Source organism: Micromonospora sp. NPDC049529, from assembly GCF_055586685.1.
Window position 1 is genome coordinate 75,498 of the sequence record NZ_JBVJHT010000019.1, and the last position, 21,671, is coordinate 97,168.

Here is a 21,671-nt window from a genome sequence, read left to right on the forward strand (position 1 = left end):
TCCCCGCCCCCCCCCTCCCCCCCCCCCCCCCCCCCCCCCCCCCCCCCCCACCCCCGCCCCCCCCCGGGGGGGGGGTTGTCCCCCTTCCTCCCCCCCCCCCCCCCCCCCCCCCCCCACCGCACGTCGATCGGAGGCGCCGCCACGGTCGGCGGCGGCCTACCGGATCAGAGCTTGCCGATCCGCACCCGGACCTGGCTGTCGGTGATGCTCTCCAGGGTCACCGCCATGCCGCCGACCTCGGTGGCCTGCTGACCGGTGGTCAGGGTGAGCTGCTCGCCGGCAACCTCGATGGTCACCTGGTCGCCCTCGGCCTTGACCAGCTTGGCGTTCACGCCGAGCATCGAGGCGTTGGCCTCGACACCCCGGTTGAACGTGACCGTGCACTGGTCGATGCCACAGTCGGTGGAGGCACCCTCGGAACTGCAACCGGCGAGCAGGGCTGCACCGAGGGCAAGGCCTGCGGCGAGACCGGCGACACGTCGGACATACGTCGTACTGGCATACCTGCGGGGGCTATTCACCCCAACAAGGGTACGAGACGGATGCGACCGTAGTCGCGCGCCGCGACGATCTTCGACCGGCTATCGTGCCGGCATGCCGTACGACATCGCCCGGGTCCGGGCCGCCTACCCCGCTCTCGCCGAGGGCTACCTGCACTTCGACGGGGCCGGGGGCAGTCAGGTCGCCGCCGGGGTCGCCGACGCGGTGGCGCAGACGATGCGTACGGCGGTGGGCAACCGGAGCACCGCCAACGTGGCGGGCCAGCGGGCGTACCGGCTGGTGGCCGAGGCCCGTGCCGCCGTCGCCGACCTGCTCGGCGGGGTGGCCGACGGGGTGGTGTTCGGGCCGAGCGCGACCGCGTTGACGTACACCGTGGCGCGGACGGTGGCGCGGACCTGGCGGCCGGGCGACGAGGTGGTGGTCTCCCGGCTCGACCACGACTCGAACGTGCGTCCGTGGGTGCAGGCGGCCGAGACGACCGGGGCGACCGTACGCTGGGCGGAGTTCGACCCGGACAGCGGCGAGCTTCCCACCGACCAGTACGCCGACCTGATCGGCGCCCGGACCCGACTGGTCGCGGTCACCGGCGGCAGCAACGCGATCGGCACCACGCCGGACGTACCGGCGATCGCCAAGCTCGCGCACGCGGCCGGTGCCCTGGTCTACGTCGACGGCGTACACGCCGCCCCGCACGGCCCGACCGACCTGGCCGGCCTCGGCGCGGACTTCTTCGTCACCAGCGCCTACAAGTGGTCCGGCCCGCACGTGGCCGCGGTGGTCGCCGCGCCGTCGGTGTGGGAGCCGCTGTGGCCGGCGAAGCTGATCCCGTCGCCGGACGCCGCGCCGGACCGGTTCGAGTTCGGCACCCCGAGTTTCCCGCTGCTCGCCGGGGTACGCGCCGCCGTCGACCACCTGGCCGGCCTGGCCGAGCTGGCCGGCGTCGCCGACCCGGACACCGCCGCCGACCGGCCGGCGCGGCTGCGGGCCAGCCTGAGCGCGGTACGGACGTACGAGGAGTCGATCTTCGAGCGGCTGCTGACCGGTCTGGCCGGTCTGCCCGCCGTCACCGTCTACGGGTCGCCCCGGCACCGCTGCCCGACGGTCTCGTTCCGGGTCGCCGGGCAGACGCCGGCGCAGACCGCGGCGGCCCTGGGCGCGCTGGGCATCTGCGTCTCCGCCGGTGACTACTACGCCTACGAGTACTTCCAGACGATGGGGTTGCGCGACACCGGCGGCGCGGTCCGGGCCAGCGTCTACCACTACAACACGGCCGACGAGGTGGACCGGCTGCTCACCGAACTCGACCGGCTGAGCCCGCGCGGCTGACCGGGTCGACAGTCGCTCGCCGATCCGTCGGCGGACGGGGCGTCGGGCTGTTCAGACCGCGTGCTCGGGGGCGGGCAACTCGTTGAACGGGAAGCGCAGGCGGAAGTCGGGCCACGGCACGGTGAGCCGTACCCGTCCGTCGCCACCGCGCCAGTCCAGGCCCAGATCGGCGATCTCGCCCAGGTCGGTCAGGGCCAACCGGGTCAGCTCCGGCGGTAGGCCGGACACCTCGGCCAACCCGGCCAGGTTGGTGCTGACCACTCGCCGCCGCCACCGCCGTCTGGTCCGCTGGGCCAGCCGGCGGACCGCGATGGCGACCAGTACGGCCCGGTCGTCGCGCTGGGCGCGGGCCTCGAGGTCGCGTTCCTCGGCCGAAAGCGGCAGCACGTCGAGCGGATCCCGGTCGAGTCGGGGGCGCACCCACGGGTCGTCGGCAACGCCGTCGTAGTCGACCTCGAACAGGCCGAACCCGGCCAGGCAGGGCAACAGTTCGCCGACGGTGTGCGGGATCGGCAGGTCGAGGCGTCGGCACATCTCGCCGAACAGTTCGATCCGCGCCCCGCGCACCTCGACCATCCAGTCGTAGTGCTGGCGCGCGTGCAACTCGGCGTGCGCGGCCTCGCGACGCGGATGCCGGTGCCGCGAGCGGGCCACCCAGTCATCCACGTCACCGGGATCGCACCAGAGCGCGTCCTCCCAGGGCACGAGGCCGTTCCAGTCCGAACGACGGAACGGCACCGGGCCAGGGACGACGGTCAGGTAGACAAAGGAGCAGGGGAGCCAGCGGATCCAGGACGGCATCATCGCGGCCCGCTGCCAGCGGGGGGTCACCGGACGGACAATACCGCGACTAGCCGTGAAGGTGGGGGCACCCTTCGTAAAGATTGGATTGATTCCGGTATGGACTGTCGCCGATCGAGTCGGGAGGCACACATCTACCCAGGGTCACTATCACGTGACCCGGCGATATGTCGATCGTCCTTTCAGGATCCACCGGCGAGCAGTTCGGCCGCAGCACGGGCACCCGCCCGGGTGGCGCCGTACGTCGCCAGGTGGATCCGGCCGGTGACCAGCTCCGGCACCCCGAGCTCCACCACGACGGCGTCCGGTCGTACCGCCAGCACCCCGGCCACGGTGGTCACCATCCAGTCGTGCCGATGCAGGTCCCGGACCACCAGCACGAGCGGGCGACCCTCCGCCGGCGCGAGCAGCGACGACGGCAGCCGGCCGGCCGACAGGTCCTCGGCGGCCACCCGGACCGCGGTGGTGCCCGGCAACAGCGCCGTGAGCGGCTCCGCCAGACCCCACGGCGTCTCCGCGCCGATCGCGATGTTGCGCGGCGGCGCGAACTCGACCACGTGCGGCGCAGCGGTCAGCGGCAGCGCCGGGGCGTCGGCCGTCGCGGTCAGCCGGACCGCCCGCCGGGCCGCGGCCAGCCCGATCGCCGAACCCTGCGGGCCCGAGCCGGACCAGGCCGGCCGCTCGGCGCGGGCCGCGGTGGTCCAGGCGGCCAGCTGACCGACCCGCTTGGCGGCCTCGACCAGCCGCTCCTCGGGCAGCTCCCCGCTCACCACGGCGGCCACGATCGCGTCGCGCAGCCGGCGGGCGGTCTCCTCGTCGGCGTGGTCGCCACCGACACAGATCGCGTCGACCCCGCTGGCCAGGGCGCGTACGGCCACGGCTTCGAGACCGTAGCGGTCGGCGACGGCCCGCATCTCGATCCCGTCGGTGATCACCACACCCTGGAAGCCGAGCTCCTCGCGGAGCAGTCCGTTGAGCACCCGTCGGCTCAGGGTCGCCGGCCACTCGCCGTCGATCGCCGGGACCAGCAGGTGTCCGGTCATGATGGCCTGCACCCCGGCGTCGATGGCGGCCCGGAACGGCGGCAACTCGACCGCGTCGAGCCGGTCCCGGCTCGCGTCGATCCGGGGTACGTCGACATGCGAGTCCACGCTGGTGTCCCCGTGCCCGGGGAAGTGCTTGGCACAGGCGGCCACCCCGGCGGCCTGGAGTCCGCGTACCCAGGCGGCGGTCTGACGGGCCACCAGGGCCGAGTCGGCACCGAAGGCGCGTACGCCGATGACCGGGTTGTCGGGGTTGGAGTTGACGTCGGCGACCGGCGCGTAGTTCAGGGTGATCCCGGCGGCGGCCAGTTCGGCGCCGAGGTCGCGGGCCACCCGTTCGGTCAGGTCCGGATCGTCGATCGCGCCGAGGGCCAGGTTGCCGGGGCGGGAGCTGCCGAGCCGGGATTCGAACCGGGTGACGTCACCGGCCTCCTCGTCGATCGCCACCAGCACGTCCGGCCGCTCCGCGCGCAGTGCGGCGGTGAGCGCGGAGACCTGCTCGGCGTCGCGTACGTTGCGGGCGAAGAGGGCGACCCCGCCGAGTCCCTCACCGAGCCATCGGCGCACCCAGTCCGGCGGAGTGGCACTGCCCTCGAAACCCGGTTGCAGGACCGCCGCGGCCAGAATCGAAAGGCCGCCCGTCGGTGTGCTCATCAGGCTCCGTACCCCCCGTTTTCCACAGTGAATACGCGCCGGTCCGGTCGCGGCGCGTGCTGCCATGGTCACACCGGCCCAGGAAATAGTCAATAAACCTTTCTATTAGCGGGATGCGCCGTTCCGGCAGTCGTACGACAATGCTCGGATGGGTTGGATTCCGCTCGCCGCGCAGGACACAAGCTGGTACGACGTTCCCGGCGTACGGCTGCTCGGCGCGGTGCTGGGGGCACTTCTGCTGATCGCGGCGATCCGCTCGATGTTCGGCCGGGGTGGCCGCTGATCCCCGCGACTCGTTTCGCGCGACCGCCCGCGGGGGTAACGCACCGTGGGGGCGGACCTGATCTAACCTGTCACCTGATCCAACCCTGTCCGGTACCCGATCTCGTCGGTCGCCGGACGCTCGCTTGTTGATCGATGTACGGAAAGGGGCATGCCGTGACCGACCAGCCGGTATTCACCGAGTTCGGGTTCTCCGACGACGAGTGGGGGCTGCTCGTGGGCCTGCCGCAGGCGGTGCTGACCGCGGCGAGCGCCGCCGAGTCGAACGGCTCCCGGCGCACCCGCAGCGAGAGCGCCGCCGGCCTGGAGGCGATCTCCGCCGGCCGGGAGTCGGCCAGCCCACTGGTCGCCGCCGTCGCCCTGGAGGCGATCAGTCGCGCCGGTGACCCGGAGGTCGGCGAGGAACTGCCGGTGATCGAGCCCGACGACCCCCAGGCATTGATCAGCGACGTGCTGCTGCGGGCCAAGAGCGCGGTGACCCTGCTCGGGAACAAGGTGCACGAGGGCGAGGTTGGCGCGTACGAGCACTGGTTGGTGGAGATCGCCGACAAGGTGGTGTCGGCCGCGCCCAGCGGCGGCATCCTCGGCATCGGCGGCGAAGCCGTCAGCGACGCCGAGCGCCGCTTCCGGGACCGGCTCGCCGAGGTGCTCAACGACTGACGGACCAACGCGAGAAAGGGAGACGATGACGGCGCACGAGACCGAAGAGATCCTGGACAGCCCGAGCGAATGGGTGGCCAACCACATCCGCTCGTACGTGGACAGCGACGGCAAGGAGGGCCAGATCTGGAACGGCTACCCGACGCTGCTGCTCACCGTCCGGGGTCGTAAGTCGGGCAAGCTGCACCGGACCGCGCTGATCTACGGCCGCGACGGCGACAACCTGCTGCTGGTCGCGTCGAGCGGCGGGGCTCCGAAACACCCGAGCTGGTACCTGAACCTGACCGCCAACCCGGACGTCACGGTCCAGGTCGGCGCGGACGTCTTCGCCGCACGGGCGCGCACCGCCACACCGGAGGAGAAGCCGGCGCTGTGGCGGAACATGGTCTCGGTCTTCCCGCCCTACGAGGACTACCAGACCAAGACCGACCGGCAGATCCCGGTCGTCATCCTCGAACCCGCCGGCTGAGCGCGATCTGACGCGACCAGCGGGTCGGGGCGTCGTCGCTCCGGCCCGCTGACCGGCTCAGCCCAGTTCGGGTCAGCTCAGCTCGTCGGCCCACTGCTGCCAGGCGTCGAGGCCGACGTCGCGCTGGACCGACCAGGCGCGCTGCGCGGCGGCGCTGCGGACGTTCTGCTCACCGGTCGCGGTCACCCACACCACCTCGTTGCACGCCCGCCGCCGCAACTCGTCCCGCTGCCACCAGGGCGCCCGCTCCTGGAGGTCACCGATCTGCGCGACCATCGCCGTCACCGCGTCACGGGCGTCGGCCGTACCCTGGTCGCGGAGCTGCCGCTGCCGGCGGATCGCCGCGTCCCAGCGCGGTCCCCAGTCGACGTCGAGCCGGCCGTGCGGGCGGTTGAGCGCCCGTCGCGCCGCGTCCCGCGCCCGGTGGGCGATCGTCATCGCCAGCAGTCCGTGATGCGCCCAGAGCGGTTCGGTCTCGTCCGGGCCGGTCAACGGCACGGTCTCCGGCCGGACGCCCGCGTCGAGCGCGGCCAGGCGCTCGCCGCGCCGGGAGACGTACGAGTCGAGGTCGGTGAGGCGGACCAGCGCGGGAAGCGTCGACACGCCCCGCCCGGTCACGGTCACCACCACCTCGTCGAGGACGACCCGCCACACCACGTACGCCTCCACCCGCTGGACCCGCGCGGACGTCGGCGTCCCGTCGACCGTCACCTGTACCGGCCCCGACCGGGGCGCCTCCGGCAGGTCCAGCCCCGATCCCGCCGGCAACTCCCCGGGCACCGGGTAGTCCCGCCCCTGCGCGGCGAACTGGTCGGCGAGCAGCCGGTCGAGTGAGTGGAAGAAGCTACCCGTGCACGGTTGGGTCTCCACCAGCAGCCAGGTCTCGTCCACCGGCAGCCCGTAGCCGATCTCCACGGAGATCGCCGTGTCGTCCTGCCGGGACCAACCGGCGAGCCAGCCGGACTCGACCGAGTCGGCGAGCCCGTATACCGGCCAGGGCGGCGGGTGGAGGTCCAGCTCGGCCCGCTGCCGCTCGGCGACCTCGCGCAGTGCCCCGGTCCAGCCCGGATCCTCGGGCCCCATGATCCCCATGACCCATTGTCGCCGTAGGACCGCCGTCCACACCACCCGGTGAGCGCTGTGGGGATTGCCGGTGTCCCGGTCCGGGAAGACCGATCACATGTTCTTCGAGGGCTTCGACCAGCAGAAGATCGACGTCGGTCCCGCCGAGCTGCGGGTACGCACCGGCGGTGTCGGGCCACCGGTGGTGCTGCTGCACGGCCACCCGCGTACGCACACCACCTGGCACCGGGTGGCGCCGCTGCTGGTCGCGGCCGGGCACACGGTGGTCTGCCCCGACCTGCGCGGGTACGGCCGCTCGTCGAAGCCGGCCACCACCACCGACCACGCGCCGTACTCGAAGCGGGCGATGGCCGGGGACGTGGTGGAGCTGATGCGCCGGCTCGGACACGAACGGTTCGCCGTGGTGGGCCACGACCGGGGCAGCTACGTCGCCACCCGGCTGGCCCTGGACAACCCGGCGGCGGTCACCGGCCTGGCCGTGCTGGACTGCGTACCGATCGGCGAGGCGCTGGCCAGAGCCGGGAGCGGGTTCGCCACCGCCTGGTGGCACTGGTTCTTCTTCGCCCAGCCGGACAAGCCCGAACGGGCCATCCTCGCCGACCCCGACGCCTGGTACGGCGGCGATCCCGACCGGATGGGCGCGGAGAACCACGCCGACTACCGGGCGGCGATCCACGACCCGGCCACGGTCCGGGCCATGCTGGAGGACTACCGTGCCGGCCTCGGGGTCGACCGGGCGGCGGACGACGCGGACCGGGCGACCGGCCGACGGATCGACTGCCCGACCCTGGTCCTCTGGTCCAGCGGCGACGATCTGGAGGACCTGTACGGCGACGTCCTCGGGATCTGGCGCGACTGGGCATCCGACCTGCGCGGCGGCGGGCCGATCGAAAGCGGTCACCACATGGCCGAGGAGGCGCCGGAGCAACTGGCCGCCGCACTCGTCCCGTTCCTGCGTTCCTAGGTGTGCCCGGGGGCCAGGGCTGCGGCGAAGCGCGTCGCGACCGCCGCGACCGCGGCACGCAGCTCGTCCCCGCCCTCGACGCGGAAGTCGAACGGCACGCTCGCCAACCACTCCTGCGCGTACATGGCCGGGTTGCGGGTGCTGCCGACGAGCACGCACCCGTCCCCCAGTGGTCGGAGCTGGCCCATGGGAGGTCGGATCCAGGGTGCGACCTCGGCCGGTGGTGCGTGGAACACGACGCGGGTGGGGAACTTCCAGCCGGTGCCCAGGTTCTCCTCCAGCGCCGCCAACGGGTCGAGGTCGTCGGGCGGTTCGAACTCGTGCGTGGTCTGCCCGACCGTACGGACCCGGTCGAGGCGGTAGGTGCGGATCGCGTTTGCGCGGTGGGAGTGGCAGAGCAGGTACCAGCGCCCGTGGCGGGCCACGATCGCCCAGGGGTCGACTTCGGCCTGCCACTCGTTGTCGGAGTCGCTCCGGTAGGTGATCAGTACCCGGCGTCTGGCCGCGACGGCGGCGACGAGTGCGCTGGTGGTGGCGGGATCGGGGCGGGCGGAGTGCCGGTCGGGCGTGGCCGAGGCGTGCTCGCGCAGCGCGGCCGCCTGTCGTCCGACGTTCTCGGGCAGCGCCTGGATGACCTTGCCGAGGGCGGCTCCGACAGGGTCGTCGACGTCGGTGGCGGCCGGTTGGCCGTCGAGCACCGCCATGACCAACCCGAGTGCCTCGGCCTGGGTGAACACGATCGGCGGCAACCTCGTTCCGCGCCGGAGCCGATACCCGCCGTGCGGCCCACGGGTCGACTCGACCGGGATGCCGGCCTCCCGGAGGATCCCGATGTAGCGGCGGGCCGCACGCTCCGTCACGCCCAGTGACTCGGCGAGCTGGTCGGCCGTCGTGCCGGGGCGGGCCCGGAGGATCTCCAGGGCGCGCAGCGCCCGTGCGGTGGGACTGAGGTCGCTCGACACCCGAGCAGGCTAGGCGATCGCCATGCTGAACCGGCAGCAGATCGTCCGGAATTGGGGGTAGCTTGACGCGTCGACGCACCACGCGGTGACCCGACCGCGCAGGAAAAGGAGAATTGATCATGGATGTCCTGCTCATCGCGGGCCTGTGGCTCGACGGATCCGTCTGGGACGATGTCGCGTCCACACTCCGGTCACTCGGCCACAACCCCGTGCCGCTGACCCTGCCCGGTCAGGGCGACGGCTCGACCTCCGCCACGCTCGACGACCAGGTGGCGGCCGTGCTCGCCGCCGTGGACTCGGCCTCTGGCAGGCCCATGGTGGTCGGGCACTCGGCGGCCTGCACCCTGGCCTGGCTGGCCGCCGACGCGCGACCGGAGAAGATCTCCAAGGTCGTCCTCATCGGTGGCTTCCCGACCGACGACGGGAAGCCCTACGCCGACTTCTTCGAGCTGCGCGACGGCGTCATGCCCTTTCCCGGCTGGGCCGCCTTCGAGGGACCGGACTCGGTCGACCTCGACGAGGAGACCAGGCGCGCCATCGCGGCCGCCGCGATCCCCGTTCCCGGCGGCGTGGCCACGGGTGTCGTACGGCTGACCGACGAGCGACGCTTCGACGTGCCGGTCGTCCTCGTCTGTCCCGAGTTCACCCCTGCCCAGGCCAAGGAGTGGATCGACGGAGGCGAGGTGCCCGAACTCGCGAAGGTCACCCACCTCGACTTCGTCGACATCAACTCCGGCCACTGGCCGATGCACACCGAGCCGGCCGAACTCGCCCGCCTCCTCGCCGCAGCCGCCGCTACGGGACGGGCCGGATAGCCTGTCGGGATGTCGCTGACCCTCGACGAGGCCCGTGCTCGGGCCGCCGTGCTCTCCGAGGTCTCGTACGATCTCGCGCTCGACGTCACGTCCCCGGACACCTTCCGTAGCCAGGTCACCGTGCGGTTCCGCACCAGTGGTGGCGACACGTTCATGGAGCTGCACCGGGCCGAGTCGCTGCACGTGACGCTCGACGGCTCGACCGCCGCGCCGGCGTACGACGGACGCCGGATCCCGCTCGACGGCCTGGCCCCCGGCCTGCACGAGGTGGTGGTGGACGCGCGGCTGCGATACGTCACCGACGGCGAGGGTCTGCACACCTTCACCGACCCGGTGGACGGGGAGCGGTACGTCGGCGGCTATCTCGGCCTGGACGTCACCCAGCGCCTGTTCGCCTGCTTCGACCAGCTCGATCTCAAGGCTCCGATCACGGTGAGCGTGGTCGCGGATCCGGCGTGGACGGTCCTGTCGAACGGACGGCCCACGGTAGCCGACGGGGGCCGGTTCGAGTTCGCCACCACCCCGCCGATCCCGTGCGACCTGGTCGCTGTCGCGGCGGGTCCGTACCACTCGGTGAGGTGGGAGTACCACGGCCTGCCCATGGGCTGGCACGCCCGCCGCTCGCTCGCCGCCGAGCTGGAGCGCGACGCCGCCGAGCTGCGGCGGGTGACCGAGGTCTGCTTCGACCACTACGCCAAGATCTTCTCCGAGCCGTTCCCGTTCGACTCCTACGACCAGGTCTTCGTGCCCGAGCTCAACTGGGGCGCGATGGAGTGTCCGGGCTGTGTCACGTTCAACGAGTCCATGCTGCCGCGCGAGCGGGTCACCGACGACGACCGCCGGCGCCGCGCGATGGTGATCGCGCACGAGATGTCGCACATGTGGTTCGGCGACCTGGTCTCCCCGGTCTGGTGGGAGGACGCGTGGCTCAACGAGTCCTTCGCGGACTACATGGGGTTCGAGGTGGCCGAGACCGCGGCCGGGTACGCCGGCACCCGGGTGTCGTTCGAGGCGGCGTACAAGCCCGGGGCCTTCCTCGCCGACCGGCGCCGTTCCACGCACCCGGTCGCACCGGCCGCCGAGGACGTGCCCGACGTGGACACCGGCACCACGATCTTCGACGCCATCTCCTACGGCAAGGGAAACGCGGTCGTACGCCAGCTCGTGACCTGGCTGGGGCCGGCGGACTTCCTGGCCGGGGTGAACGCGCACCTCAGCGCGCACCGGTTCGCCAACGCCACGCTGAAGGACCTGCTGTCGGCGCTCGACGCCGCCTCGCCGCGCGACGTGCGCGGCTGGGCCGAGGTGTGGCTGCGGCAGTCCGGCCACGACACGATCCGGGTCTCGCGCACCGACGACGTTCCGGTGCTGACGCGTGACGGTGTACGGCCACACCGGTTCACCGTCGCGGCGTACACCACGTCGCTGGAGCCGATCGGCACGCGGCTGGTCGACCTCGCGGACGAGCCGCTGGAGCTGCCGGAGTGGGCCGGGCTGGTCGTGGTGCCCAACGCGCACGGCGAGACCTTCGCCCGGATCGAACTGGACCCCCTCTCCTACGACACCGTCGCGCGTGGGCTGGCCGACCTGCCGGACCCGCTCGTGCGGTCGGTGCTGTGGGCGATGGTGCTCGACCGGGTGCCGCCGGCCGCGCACCTGGAACTGCTGGCGCGACAGCTGCCGCGCGAGCCGTCGCCGACCCTGGTGACCGCCGCCCTCGACCGGACCCTGAACGACCTGGTACGCCGCGTGCTACCGCCCTCGGACGTACCCGCCGCGCTGGAGGTGGTCGCCTCGGCATGCGCGGTCGACGGCGAGCCGGACGAGCAGCGCGCGGTCGCGCTGGCCCGCGGGCTGGCCCGGACCACGAGCGACACCGCGCTGTTGCGGCGCTGGCTGGACGCGGACGCGACCGACCAGGGGTTGACGCTCGACCCGGAGCTGCGCTGGGCAGTCGTACGCCGGCTGGCCGAGTTCGGCGGCGTCGAGGCACCGGAGATCGAGGCCGAGCGGCTGCGGGACGGCACTGCCGGCGGTGATCTCGGTGCCGTCACCGCACTGGCCGCCCGCCCCACCGCCGAGGCGAAATCGGCTGCCTGGGCGGCGATGACCGAGGACCCCGACGTCTCCGTACGCCGCTTCCGGGCGCTGGCCGCCGGGCTCTGGTCGCTGACGCAACGGGAGCTTGTCGCGCCGTACGTCACCGCCTATGTGGCGCTCGCCCCGTCGCTGGCCCGGCGCGGGTCGGCGTTCGCTGCCGAGGTCGGTCGGTCCTTCCCCGCCCTCCCGCTGACCGCCGAGGAGTTGCAGCTGGTACGTGAGGCGCTGCGCGGCGACGTGCCCGCGGTGCTGAGACGGTACTGGGAGGACGAGTTGGACGACCGTACGGCATGGGTTGTATCGACGGCGCAGGGCCTAGGCTGGTCCGGTGCCGGAGCCGACCGATGACCTGATCCGGCCCGGTTGGTCGGTGGAGCCGCTGGGACACAACCCGTTCAACGCGGCCACCGGCGGCATCTGGCGGGTACGACGCGACACCGACACCGCCATTGTGAAGATCGCGACACCGAACCGGCGCGACGACCACCCCGCACACTGGGCGACCAGCGACGATCCCGGTCACTGGAACTACTGGCGCCGCGAGGTGCTCGCCTACCGGACCGGACTGGCGGCGCGGGCGTACGCGGCGGCCGGCATCCGGGCACCGGTGCTGCTCGACTCGGTCGACCGGGCCGACGGGTCGGTGGCACTGTGGCTGGAGGACGTCGCCGGGCGGGCCGGGACGGCGTGCTCGCCGGAGCAGTTGGGCGAGTTCGGCTACCGGCTGGGCGTCGCACACGCGGCCTGGCTGGGGCGGGAGTCGGCGCCGCGGTGGCTGTCGCGGGACTGGCTGCGGGCGTACACGACGTCGCGGCCGGTGCCGGAGACGGTGCGCTGGGACCATCCGACCGCGGTGCAGACCTGGCCCGAGGACCTTCGCGCGGGGTTGCGGTCGCTCTGGGAACGGCGGTACGACGTACTCGCCGCCACCGACGCGCTGCCCCGGACGCTGGGCCACCACGACGTGTGGCCGATGAACCTGATCGTCGACGAGAGTGGGCCGGTGCTGCTCGACTGGACCTTCGTCGGGCCGGGGCCGATCGGTGAGGACGCCGCCAACCTGATCCTGGACACCTTCTTCGACGGGCTGGTCGAGGTTGACCTGCTCGACGACGTGGCCGACGCGGTCCGTGCCGGTTATGCGCGCGGCCTCGCCCCGGCGGTGCCGGCCACGGACGTACGCCGGGCGATCATGCTCGGTGCCGCCGCGAAGTACTTCTGGCTCGCCCCCGGCATGCTCGCCGCCCTCGACCGGCACAACCCCGACCGCAGCCAGCAGTACGACAGCCGCGACGACCTGGCCATGTTCGACGGTCGTCGGCGAGTGCTGGAAGTGCTGGTCGACTGGTTCCGGGCGGCGGTTGACTGAGCGGCCGGGTCACTGCACGTCGAGCAGGTACGGGGTGTCCGGGCAGCGCTGACAGGTGAAGATCCGTAGCGCTCCCCACCTGCCGGCCTGGATGCCGGTCGGCTCCTGCGAGTCGAAGCGCTCCGGGTCGGCCCACTCCAGGTGCTGTTCCTGCACCGGGCGCCACCGGTCACGGGTGCCGCCGTCGTACTCCTTCGAGTCGAGGACCAGGGTCAACGTGGTCGGACCGGCGCAGTTCGGGCAGGGCGTCTCGCACGGGTCGGTGACGCTCCAGTTGGCGTACCCGCCGACCTTCCAGCCGGGCACCATGAACCTGCTGACGTAGTCGACGTCCACGTGTTCCCGCAGGTGCTCCGGCAACTCGTCGGGGTACGGGTACTCCACGACCTGTTCCGGGTGCAGGCGGCACGGCCGGGGCCGGTAGACCTCGTTGCCGATCTCGCCGGTCGGCGGCTCGGTCAGGATCTCGGTCAGCTCCGACTCGCGACGCCAGTGCAGGCGTACCGTCGGGCCCCAGTTGTGGGTCTGCCGGTGCTCGAACGGGCACCAGAGCACCTGGAGCAGGTCGGCGCCACCGGGTCGGGGCAGGTCCGGGATGTCGTCGGCGCGCAACTGGGCCACCGGCAGCATCGGGTTCGGCGTGGGGTGCGGGCGGGTGACGTACCGGTGGCCGACCATCGGGCCGCCGTCGCGCGCGCCCCAACCGGAGAAGCCGGGCCCGACCAGGTCGGCGATCTCGTCGCGCAGCTCACGCTCGCCGTCGGCGAGCTGGTGGGCGACCGTACGCCGGGCTTCGGCGGCCCGCATCCGTTGCACCAGCCCGGCCGGGATCGGCACCTCCTCGTGCACGCTGTACGGGTGCTCGCAGGTGGGCCAGGGTTCGTCCGCCGGCCACCGCAGCGGTCCGCCGACGTGGCTGTCCCGCACGCCGACCGCTCCGGGACGCGGGTGCAGTCGGGTGGCGGTCCGGCCGAGATCGGCCAGCCCCGGCATACGGTCGAGGGTTCCCGGCGGCAGCGACGGCGATTTCACCGGCCGATCCTAGAAGGCTTGCCTGAACACGGGATGCGGTGATCCGCCCGCCGGACGACGGTCAGCTGCCGACGCGGCGGCGGCGGGCGCGCTGGCGGCAGGTCGGGCCGCAGTAGCGGGGTGGCCGACCGGTGGTCCGGATGCGCAGCCGGGCGCCGCATTCCACGCAGTGTTCGACGGTGTGGACGGTGGTTTCGTGACGTCGAGCCGAGGGCGTGTCACGAAATGCGAGGGCTTCCGTGACAGCCGGCGTACGCAGTCCGTCCAGCAGCAGCCGTACCAGTCGCATGCCTCGGGCTCGGCTCCGGTGCGCCGACCGCAGTGCGGCGGCGCCGACGGCCAGCGCGGCCAGGTCGTCGGCCTGCACGTCGGCGCGGATCGCACCTGCCTGTTTCGCGTTGAACAGCAGGCGGTCCAGCGCCTCGTCGAAGCGCCGGGTCGCCGTGGCCAGCATGGCGTGCGGCCAGCCCTGGTCGGCGGTGAGCGCGTCGCAGACGTGCTGGCGGCCAGCCGCCTTCTCGATCACCTCGAACAGGAACCCGAACAGCGCGTCACCGGGTGCGGCGCGGCCGGCCCACCGGTCGGCGGCGTCGACCAGGCTCTCGACGTGTTCGGTGAGCACCGCCTCGACCAGGATCTCCTTGCTCGGGAAGTGCCGGTAGACGGTGCCGGCGCCCACCCCGGCGCGCTGCGCGATCCGGCCGAGCGACACCTCCAGCCCTTCGTCGGCGAAGACCCGCGTCGCGGTCCGCAGCACGATCTCCCGGTTGCGCCGGGCATCGGCGCGTCCGGCCGGTGTGGCACCGGGTACGGGAACCGGCACTGCCGTCATGTCACGTAATCCTTGTCCGTGCCGTGGAACCGGGTGGATCGTTCCGGATCGTTGCCAGTATCACGCATCTCGCGAAGGGACGCCATGAGCACTCCGACACCGACCCACCCCCGCTCCCCGATCCTCGTCACCGGCGCCACCGGCAAGCAGGGTGGCGCCACCGCACGGCGCCTGCTCGCCGAGGGACGGCCGGTACGCGCCCTGGTGCGCGACACGACCGGAGCAGCCGCCGCCGCGCTGGCGACAGCCGGTGCCCAACTCGTACGCGGCGACTTCGACGATCCGGCGAGCCTCCCGCCCGCCCTCGACGGCACCACCGCCGTGTTCGCCATACCGCCCGTGGCCTTCGGCCCCGCCGGACTCGATCCGGATCTCGAAGTGGCCCGCGGCCGGGTGCTCATCGACGCGGTGGCCGCAGCCGGAATCGAACAGGTGGTGTTCAGCACCGTCGCCTCGACATCGACAACATCGCAGGGTGCGGCGGGAAAGGCGTTGATCGAGCAGTACCTGCGTGACCACATCGCGCTGCCCACCGTGCTGCGGCCGGTCCGGTTCATGACCAACTATCTCGGCGTCGGGCCGATCGGCATCGACGGCATCGCCGACGGCGTGCACCGGCACCTGTTCCCGCCGCACGAGCCGATGCAGATCATCGCGCTGGAAGACATCGCCGAGTTCGCCGCGCTCGCGTTCGCGGACCCGGCCCGATTCGCCGGACGAACGCTGGAACTGGCCGGTGACCAGCCAACCCCGGTCGAGGCCGCCGCCGCGATCAGCGCGGCCACCGGCATCCCGATCCGGTACGAGCAGCTCACCGACGACGAGGCCGCCGCGATCAGCGCGGAGGTCGCCGAGACCAGGAACCGCTGGCTGGCCGGTGACCGCTGGCACGCCGACATCGAAGCACTGCGGATCATCCACCCCGGAATGCGAACCTTCGCCGACTGGCTCGCCGAGTCCGGCGCCGCCGCCATCCGCGGCCAGCTCACCCACTGACCTCCCACCCGGCCGCATGCGCCGGGGCGTCTTGAGCAAGGCGCGACGGTGGTGGGCTCGGGCGACCGCACGCCGACGGGCGGGAAGTCCAGGATCCCCCGGCGCGCGGTCGACGCGGTCGACCTGCTGGCGCTCGCCACCCTGAGCCGGACGGACGCGGTCAAAGGGGCGCTCGTACTGGCCGAGCGGATCGAGCGGATCGCCCCCGGCCGGGATTTCCTGATCGCGCTGCCCGCCGGCGACCGACACCGGATCGTCCTGCTCACCTGACCCGCCCAGCCGGCCCGTCCGGCAAGCACCACCTCCGGGGTCGTACGACAAAAGCCGTCACGGGTGGGGCGGACTGCCGGCAGGATCGTGCTGGGGGTCGGCGTCGAACGAGGCGAGAAGGTGCGAGATGTTCTCAGGGCGTGCGTGGCGAGTGGTTCGCTTCGGCCCACCCGATCAGGCGATCGAGCTGCAAGAGATGACCTGGGCGGAGCCGCCAGCCGATCGGTTGCTCGTGCGGGTGCGCACGGCCGGTGCCGGCTTCCCGGACGCGCTGATGACGGCGGGCCAGTTCCCGCTGCTCGGCACCCCTCCGTTCGGGCTCGGCGAGGAGGCCGCTGGCGAGGTCGTCGCGGTGCCATCTGGCTCACGGTTCGCGGTGGGCGACCAGGTGGCGGGTATCACCGGCTTCCTGGAGGGCTGGGGCGGGTACGCCGACTACGCGTACCTGCGGGAGGGGTCGACCATCCGGATCCCGCCGGGGATGACCGACGAGCAGGCCGGCGGCTTCCCGATAGGGTTCCGGACGGCATACGCGGGTCTGGTCGAGCGCGCACCGGTCGAGGCGGGCCAGACGCTGCTGATTCTGGGCGCGTCCGGTAGCAGCGGTGTGACCGCCGTCCAGCTCGGCAAGGCGTTGGGGGCGATCGTGATCGCGGTGGCGGGCAGCGCGGAGAAGCTGGGGTTCTGCGCCCGGTACGGCGCGGACCACGGGATCAACTACCGCGCGGACGACCTCACCGCCCGGATCGCCGAGATCACGAACGGGCGGGGTGTGGACGTCATCTACGACCCGGTGGGCGGCGAGACCGCCGCCACGGCCATGAAGAGCCTGGCCCGCGACGGCCGCATCGCGATCATCGGCCTGGCGAGCGGCGCACCCGTGGCGCTGAACTCGCTGGAGCTGATGCTGGGCAACCAGACGGCGGTCGGTGTGCTGGCCGTTCCGCAGGACGAGCCGCTGATCGAGGCCGCCGTCTGGGACCGGCTCGCCGACCTGGCCGCGCAAGGCGCGATCACGACGCCGGTCGGTTCGGTGTACGGCTTCGAAGAGGTGCCTCGGATGATCGCGAACCAGGCCACCCCGGACGCGGGCAAGTCCGTCGTCCGGGTCGCGGCGTAACGGGTCGGGGGAGTTCCGCCTCGGGTCTGTCGCGTCCCCCGCGCCACAGACCCGAGGGAGTGCGGTGTCAGGCGGTGGTGCGGAGGTGTTCCTGCGCCCATTCCTCGAAGGTCGTGAGCGGGATGCCGAGGGCCCGCGCGTACTCGGGGCGGGCGGGTTGGCCGGACACGTTCATGAAGTCGTGGGAGGCGCCCATTCCCGGCATCCCCGCCGCGCTCGCCTGCTCCACCGTCATCTCGGGCGCGGTCAGCTCGGTGCCCAGGGCGCGGGAGAGAACCCCGGCGATCTCGGTCATCGTCAGGTAGTCGCTCGCCAACTCCAACTCGACCCCGGTGAACCGGTCCGGTGCGGTGATGGCGGCGGCGGCCGCCCTGCCGATGTCCGTGGTCGCGACCAGGGAGAGCCGGGTGTCGGGCTTCAGGACACTCACCAGGCCGCCCTCGACGCCCCGGGGAAACAGGAAGGCCATGGAGGGCAGGAAGTTGTCCATGAAGAAGCCCGGCTTGAGGAGCGTCCAGCGCGGGAAGCCCGCCTCGCGTACGCGGTCCTCGATCCTGGCCTTGGTGCCGAGGGGAGCCGCGATCGACGCCCAGCGGCCCTCGGCCCAGCCGGGGATCTCGGTGTACCGGCTGGCGCCGGAGACGGACGTGTGCACGAACTGCGGCACCCCTGCGGCCAGCGCACCCTCGATCAGGTTGACGGCCTGGGTGAGCTCACCGTCGAAGTCGAAGGCCGCTCCGTTGAACTCGGCCATCTGGACCGAGAAGACGGCTCGGGCTCCTTGCGCGGCCCTGGTCACCGAGTCGCGGTCGTGCAGGTCGCCGGTGACCAGTTCGGCGCCGAGCGCCTGGACGGCCCTCGCCCGGTCGGTTGCGGGGTCGCGGACCAGCGCCCGGACGGGGACACCGGTCGCGAGCAGGGCACGGGCGGTGGCGCCGCCCTGCCGGCCGGTGGCGCCGGTGACCAGGACGGGTGCGGAATCGGTAGTCATGGGGTCTCTCCTGTGGTGCACACTCGTTAAACGGCGGGGGCCGCCGTTTATGCTTCGCTAAGATACGGAGGACCCCGCCACTTAGCAAGCTTCGAGGTGACGCCCATGTCCGGCCAGCGCGCGGACGCCCGGCGCAACTACGCGCGCCTGCTCGCCGTCGCCGAGGAGGAGATCGCCGCGTACGGCGCCGACGCGTCCCTGGAACAGATCGCCCGGATCGCGGGAGTCGGATCGGCCACCGTGCGCCGGCACTTCCCCAGCCGCCACGCACTGCTGGCGGCGGTCTTCTCCGCACGGGTCGAAACCCTGGCCGCCCGGGCCCGCGACCTGTCCGGTGCGGCCGACACGCGGGCCGCGCTGCTGGAGTGGCTGAGCGCCGTCACCGCCTCCGCCGCCTCCATCCGAGGGCTGGCCATGGCACTGACCCGCGACCGGGTGGCCGATCCCGAGGAGGCACACGAGCACTGCGCCACCGCGCAGCTCACCGAGGCGGGCGAACCACTGGTACGCCGCGCGGTGCGCGACGGCACGGTGGCACCGGACGTGACCATCACCGACCTGCTCACACTGATCACCGGCATCGCGCTGGCCACGGAGCACCACCCCGACCCGGCGACCGAGGCGAACCGGCTGCTCGGCCTGACCGTGGCGGGACTCAGTCCCCGTCCGGGGTGAGGGCACAACAGGACGGTGTTCAGTCCGACAGGAAGTCGATCACCGCTCGCTCGATCGCCTCCGGCGGGGCGGACGGGTCGATCTCGATCGTCCGGCCGTCGTGGTAACGGTCGATCAGCCTCGGGTCCACGTACGACGCCCGGGCCACGGCAGGGGTGTTGCCGAGCAGTTCGGCCACCTCGCGCATGACCCCGGCAACGGCCCGCCTGCGTCTCGTCTCCGACCGCTCCGGGCCCAGCCGGGCCAACGCCTGCGACGTCCGGAGCGTGGCGTGCCAGGTGCGGAAGTCCTTCGCGGTCATCTCGCCACCACTGGCCGCCCGCAGATACTCGTTGATCTCGTCGCTGCGTACGTCCCGCCAGCCGTGCCCGTCCCAGTAGCCGAACAGCCGGTCCGCGTCGCGCCGCCGTTTGCGCAGGTCCCGCAGCACTGCACAGAGGCCGGGGTCGTCGACCCGCTGCACCTGGGCGATGCCGCCCTTGGCCGGAAACTCGAACACCACACAGCCGCGTCGGGCGCGGGTGTGCTCGGGGCGCAGCGTGGCGACCCCGAACGTGGGATCGTCGCCGGCCGCGTACTGGTCGCTGCCGATCCGGAAGGTGCCGGAGTCGAGCAGGCTCGTCACGGTCGCGAGGACCCGTTCCCGACCCAGCCCCCGCCCGGCCAGGTCGGCGCCGACCCGTTGCCGCAGCACCGGCAGCCGAGCGGCCACCTCCAGGACGTGGTCGAACTTCGCCTCGTCCTGCCGCACCCGCCACAACGGGTGGTAGAGGTACTGCTTGCGGCCGGCGGCGTCGATGCCGGTGGCCTGGATGTGCCCGGCCGGATGCGAACAGATCCAGACGTCCCGCCACGCGGGCGGGATCACCAGTCCCCGCAGCCGTTCCAGCACCTCCCGGTCACGGATCGGCCGACCAGCCTGGTCGACGAAGCCCACGCCGCGACCACGGCGGCGGCGCCCGTATCCGGGGGTCGCCGGATCGCTACGTCGCAACCGCATGGCGGTCCCAGGCCACCGATCGCCCCGCCGTCCGAGCCGGTCGAATGTGGTCGACCTCCTCCACGGCGGCGAGCACCTGTTCGATCCCGATCGCGGCCAGCGTCGGATGGGGCCGGAACCGTTCGCTGTCACCCTCGACCGGCACCGAGTCCGGCACCTCGGGATCGAGTTCGGGCAGCTCCGGGTCGACGGCGGGGACGGCCGACGCCGCCCGCAGGGCGCGGTGCCAGGGGCGGTCGGCCGGTGGGCCCCAGTGCTCGGGGCGGACCGGGCCGAAGAGCACCACCGACGGGATGCCGTACGCGGTGGCCAGGTGCGCCACGCCGGTGTCGGCGCTGACCACGAGCCGGCTGTGCGCGACCACCGCGGCCAGCCCGGACAGGTCGAGCCGGCCGGCGAGTACGGCGGTGCCGGGCAGACCCGCCCGGTGGGCCACCTGTTCGGCGAGGTCGCGTTCGGCGGCGGAGCCGGTGACCACCACCCGGTGACCGGAGCGGCCCAGTTCCCGGGCGACCGCCGCGAACCGCCCCGGCGACCAGCGCTTGGCGGCGATCTTGGCGCCCGGGTGGACCACTGTCACACCGACCGGCACCCGGTGCGGGCTGGGCCGGCGCAGGGACAGGTCACCGGCGTCGGTCGGGATGTCGTACCAGTCGAGCAGCCGGCACCAGCGGTCCACCTCGTGCTCGTCGGCCGACCACGGCGGGCCGTCGGTGTGGTCGGCCTCCGGGTTGTGGAACGCGCAGAGCCGCTGCGGCCCGGCGGCCCGCAGCAGCCGGTGCGAACGCGGGCCGCGCCCGTGCAGGTTCACCGCCCAGTGCGGCGCCGGACCCGGCCACTCGACGTCGTCCAGGCCGTCGGTCGGCACCAGCCGGTCGACGCCGCCGACCAGGTCGACCAGCGGCCCCAGCCAGGCCGGCGCGGCCAACGCCAGCGTCCGGTCCGGGAACGCGGCGCGCAGGCCACGCAGCGCCGGCACCGCGGTCGCCAGGTCACCGACACCGAGGGCCCGCAGGACCAGGATCACGGGTACGACGTCTCTTGCTCGGCACACACCACGAGTTCACGGATCGCGCAGCCGGGTGGCTGGCTGAGCGCGAACAGCACCGAGGCCGCCACACTCGCCGGGTCGTTGAGCACCGCGTCGGCGCCCGGCCGGTACTGCTCCGTGCGCTCGTCGAAGAAGGCCGTCCGCATCCCGCCCGGCACCAGCAGCGTCACCCCGACCGAGCCGGCCAGTTCGGCGGCGAGCGCCCGGGTGAAGCCGACCACCCCGAACTTCGCCGCGCAGTACGCGGTCGCGTCGCTGACCGCCTTCACGCCCAGCGTCGAGGCGACGGTGACCACCGTCCCGTGTGAGCGTTCCAGGTACGGCAACGCCGCCCGGACCACCGCGACGGTGGCCAGCAGGTCCACCGTGACGACCCGTTCCCAGGTTTCGGCGGGCAGGTCGGCCAACCGGCCGGGCACGTCCATCCCGGCGGCGGTGACCAGCCCGTCGAGTCCACCGGCCTGCTCGGCGAGGTCGCGGGTGGCCTGCTCGGCGGCACGGGTGTCGGCCAGGTCGCACTCGACCCACGGCACCCCGTCGGCGGGTGCCCGCCGGTCCAGCACGTACGGCCGGCCGCCGGACTTGGCGACCGCCGTGACCACCGCCGCGCCCAGCCCGCTGGCCCCCCCGCTGACCAGTACGGCCGGACCCGCGCCCGGCATCGTTGCGGTCATC

The 21,671-nt window shown here is 72.8% G+C and carries 23 protein-coding genes; 12 read left to right on the top strand and 11 right to left on the bottom strand.

Going from position 1 to position 21,671, the window contains the following annotated elements; translation table 11 throughout:
- Positions 1–164: 164 nt before the first annotated feature.
- On the bottom strand, positions 165–521 hold the full coding sequence (locus ACZ6QQ_RS28815; RefSeq protein WP_465880523.1) for a hypothetical protein: 357 nt from the start codon (positions 519–521) through the stop codon (positions 165–167).
- Between the two features lie 73 nt (positions 522–594).
- On the opposite strand from ACZ6QQ_RS28815, the gene ACZ6QQ_RS28820 reads away from it, so the two are divergent.
- On the top strand, positions 595–1,827 hold the full coding sequence (locus ACZ6QQ_RS28820; RefSeq protein WP_465880524.1) for a cysteine desulfurase-like protein: 1,233 nt from the start codon (positions 595–597) through the stop codon (positions 1,825–1,827).
- 51 nt (positions 1,828–1,878) lie between these two features.
- Here ACZ6QQ_RS28820 and ACZ6QQ_RS28825 read toward each other — a convergent pair whose 3' ends face one another.
- Positions 1,879–2,658 carry a hypothetical protein gene (locus tag ACZ6QQ_RS28825; RefSeq protein ID WP_465880525.1) on the bottom strand — a complete coding sequence of 260 codons (780 nt, stop codon included), beginning with the start codon at positions 2,656–2,658 and terminating at the stop codon, positions 1,879–1,881.
- A 152-nt stretch (positions 2,659–2,810) separates the two neighbouring features.
- Positions 2,811–4,325 carry a glycoside hydrolase family 3 protein gene (locus ACZ6QQ_RS28830; protein WP_465880526.1) on the bottom strand — a complete coding sequence of 505 codons (1,515 nt, stop codon included), beginning with the start codon at positions 4,323–4,325 and terminating at the stop codon, positions 2,811–2,813.
- Positions 4,326–4,473: 148 nt separating this feature from the next.
- On the opposite strand from ACZ6QQ_RS28830, the gene ACZ6QQ_RS28835 reads away from it, so the two are divergent.
- The 3 genes from ACZ6QQ_RS28835 to ACZ6QQ_RS28845 all read left to right on the top strand — a co-directional run bounded on the left by ACZ6QQ_RS28835 (position 4,474) and on the right by ACZ6QQ_RS28845 (position 5,736).
- On the top strand, positions 4,474–4,608 hold the full coding sequence (locus tag ACZ6QQ_RS28835) for a hypothetical protein (protein ID WP_465880527.1): 135 nt from the start codon (positions 4,474–4,476) through the stop codon (positions 4,606–4,608).
- Positions 4,609–4,742: 134 nt separating this feature from the next.
- Positions 4,743–5,267, top strand: a complete 525-nt coding sequence (locus tag ACZ6QQ_RS28840) for a hypothetical protein (protein WP_465880528.1) — start codon at positions 4,743–4,745, stop codon at positions 5,265–5,267.
- A gap of 25 nt (positions 5,268–5,292) precedes the next feature.
- Positions 5,293–5,736 carry a nitroreductase family deazaflavin-dependent oxidoreductase gene (locus ACZ6QQ_RS28845; protein WP_465880529.1) on the top strand — a complete coding sequence of 148 codons (444 nt, stop codon included), beginning with the start codon at positions 5,293–5,295 and terminating at the stop codon, positions 5,734–5,736.
- Between the two features lie 72 nt (positions 5,737–5,808).
- Here the strand turns inward: ACZ6QQ_RS28845 and ACZ6QQ_RS28850 are convergent, their stop codons facing one another.
- Positions 5,809–6,828 (bottom strand): hypothetical protein, encoded by a 1,020-nt coding sequence (locus ACZ6QQ_RS28850; protein ID WP_465880530.1) that lies wholly within the window; start codon positions 6,826–6,828, stop codon positions 5,809–5,811.
- Between the two features lie 61 nt (positions 6,829–6,889).
- On the opposite strand from ACZ6QQ_RS28850, the gene ACZ6QQ_RS28855 reads away from it, so the two are divergent.
- Positions 6,890–7,783: an alpha/beta fold hydrolase gene (locus ACZ6QQ_RS28855; RefSeq protein WP_465880531.1), complete on the top strand. Its 894-nt coding sequence runs from the start codon at positions 6,890–6,892 to the stop codon at positions 7,781–7,783.
- Here ACZ6QQ_RS28855 and ACZ6QQ_RS28860 read toward each other — a convergent pair.
- Positions 7,780–8,745, bottom strand: a complete 966-nt coding sequence (locus ACZ6QQ_RS28860; protein WP_465880532.1) for a helix-turn-helix transcriptional regulator — start codon at positions 8,743–8,745, stop codon at positions 7,780–7,782. The genes ACZ6QQ_RS28855 and ACZ6QQ_RS28860 overlap by 4 nt on opposite strands.
- Positions 8,746–8,864: 119 nt before the next feature.
- Here ACZ6QQ_RS28860 and ACZ6QQ_RS28865 point away from each other — a divergent pair, with 119 nt between their 5' ends.
- Genes ACZ6QQ_RS28865 through ACZ6QQ_RS28875 form a run of 3 tightly spaced genes read left to right on the top strand, consistent with a single transcriptional unit; the run spans position 8,865 to position 13,029 of the window.
- Complete coding sequence (locus ACZ6QQ_RS28865; protein ID WP_465880533.1) at positions 8,865–9,560, top strand: alpha/beta fold hydrolase; 696 nt, start codon at positions 8,865–8,867, stop codon at positions 9,558–9,560.
- A gap of 9 nt (positions 9,561–9,569) precedes the next feature.
- Complete coding sequence (gene pepN / locus ACZ6QQ_RS28870; RefSeq protein ID WP_465880534.1) at positions 9,570–12,008, top strand: aminopeptidase N; 2,439 nt, start codon at positions 9,570–9,572, stop codon at positions 12,006–12,008.
- Entirely contained in the window at positions 11,989–13,029 is a 1,041-nt protein-coding gene (locus ACZ6QQ_RS28875) for a phosphotransferase (protein ID WP_465880535.1), read from the top strand. Before pepN ends, ACZ6QQ_RS28875 begins: the two co-directional genes overlap by 20 nt.
- A gap of 9 nt (positions 13,030–13,038) precedes the next feature.
- On the opposite strand, the gene ACZ6QQ_RS28880 is transcribed toward ACZ6QQ_RS28875, so the two are convergent.
- Entirely contained in the window at positions 13,039–14,061 is a 1,023-nt protein-coding gene (locus tag ACZ6QQ_RS28880; RefSeq protein ID WP_465880536.1) for a hypothetical protein, read from the bottom strand.
- Positions 14,062–14,122: 61 nt separating this feature from the next.
- Positions 14,123–14,893, bottom strand: a complete 771-nt coding sequence (locus tag ACZ6QQ_RS28885) for a TetR/AcrR family transcriptional regulator (protein WP_465880537.1) — start codon at positions 14,891–14,893, stop codon at positions 14,123–14,125.
- A gap of 84 nt (positions 14,894–14,977) precedes the next feature.
- Between ACZ6QQ_RS28885 and ACZ6QQ_RS28890 the strand changes: the two genes are divergently transcribed.
- The 3 genes from ACZ6QQ_RS28890 to ACZ6QQ_RS28900 all read left to right on the top strand — a co-directional run bounded on the left by ACZ6QQ_RS28890 (position 14,978) and on the right by ACZ6QQ_RS28900 (position 17,279).
- Complete coding sequence (locus ACZ6QQ_RS28890) at positions 14,978–15,889, top strand: NmrA family NAD(P)-binding protein (protein WP_465880538.1); 912 nt, start codon at positions 14,978–14,980, stop codon at positions 15,887–15,889.
- A gap of 48 nt (positions 15,890–15,937) precedes the next feature.
- Positions 15,938–16,159 (top strand): hypothetical protein, encoded by a 222-nt coding sequence (locus ACZ6QQ_RS28895; protein WP_465880539.1) that lies wholly within the window; start codon positions 15,938–15,940, stop codon positions 16,157–16,159.
- Positions 16,160–16,355: 196 nt separating this feature from the next.
- Positions 16,356–17,279, top strand: a complete 924-nt coding sequence (locus ACZ6QQ_RS28900) for an NADPH:quinone oxidoreductase family protein (RefSeq protein WP_465880540.1) — start codon at positions 16,356–16,358, stop codon at positions 17,277–17,279.
- 67 nt (positions 17,280–17,346) lie between these two features.
- Here the strand turns inward: ACZ6QQ_RS28900 and ACZ6QQ_RS28905 are convergent, their stop codons facing one another.
- Positions 17,347–18,270, bottom strand: coding sequence for an NmrA/HSCARG family protein (locus ACZ6QQ_RS28905; protein WP_465880542.1), 924 nt, complete (start codon positions 18,268–18,270; stop codon positions 17,347–17,349).
- Positions 18,271–18,375: 105 nt separating this feature from the next.
- Between ACZ6QQ_RS28905 and ACZ6QQ_RS28910 the strand changes: the two genes are divergently transcribed.
- A complete protein-coding gene (locus tag ACZ6QQ_RS28910; protein WP_465880544.1) occupies positions 18,376–18,945 on the top strand; it encodes a TetR/AcrR family transcriptional regulator in 570 nt (189 codons plus the stop codon).
- Between the two features lie 19 nt (positions 18,946–18,964).
- Here ACZ6QQ_RS28910 and ACZ6QQ_RS28915 read toward each other — a convergent pair whose 3' ends face one another.
- Genes ACZ6QQ_RS28915 through ACZ6QQ_RS28925 form a run of 3 tightly spaced genes read right to left on the bottom strand, consistent with a single transcriptional unit; the run spans position 18,965 to position 21,670 of the window.
- Entirely contained in the window at positions 18,965–19,945 is a 981-nt protein-coding gene (locus ACZ6QQ_RS28915; protein WP_465880545.1) for a DNA topoisomerase IB, read from the bottom strand.
- Entirely contained in the window at positions 19,929–20,972 is a 1,044-nt protein-coding gene (locus tag ACZ6QQ_RS28920) for a glycosyltransferase family 9 protein (RefSeq protein WP_465880546.1), read from the bottom strand. The genes ACZ6QQ_RS28915 and ACZ6QQ_RS28920 overlap by 17 nt, the downstream gene beginning before the upstream one ends.
- A complete protein-coding gene (locus ACZ6QQ_RS28925) occupies positions 20,969–21,670 on the bottom strand; it encodes an SDR family oxidoreductase (protein ID WP_465880547.1) in 702 nt (233 codons plus the stop codon). Before ACZ6QQ_RS28925 ends, ACZ6QQ_RS28920 begins: the two co-directional genes overlap by 4 nt.
- Position 21,671 lies beyond the last annotated feature (1 nt).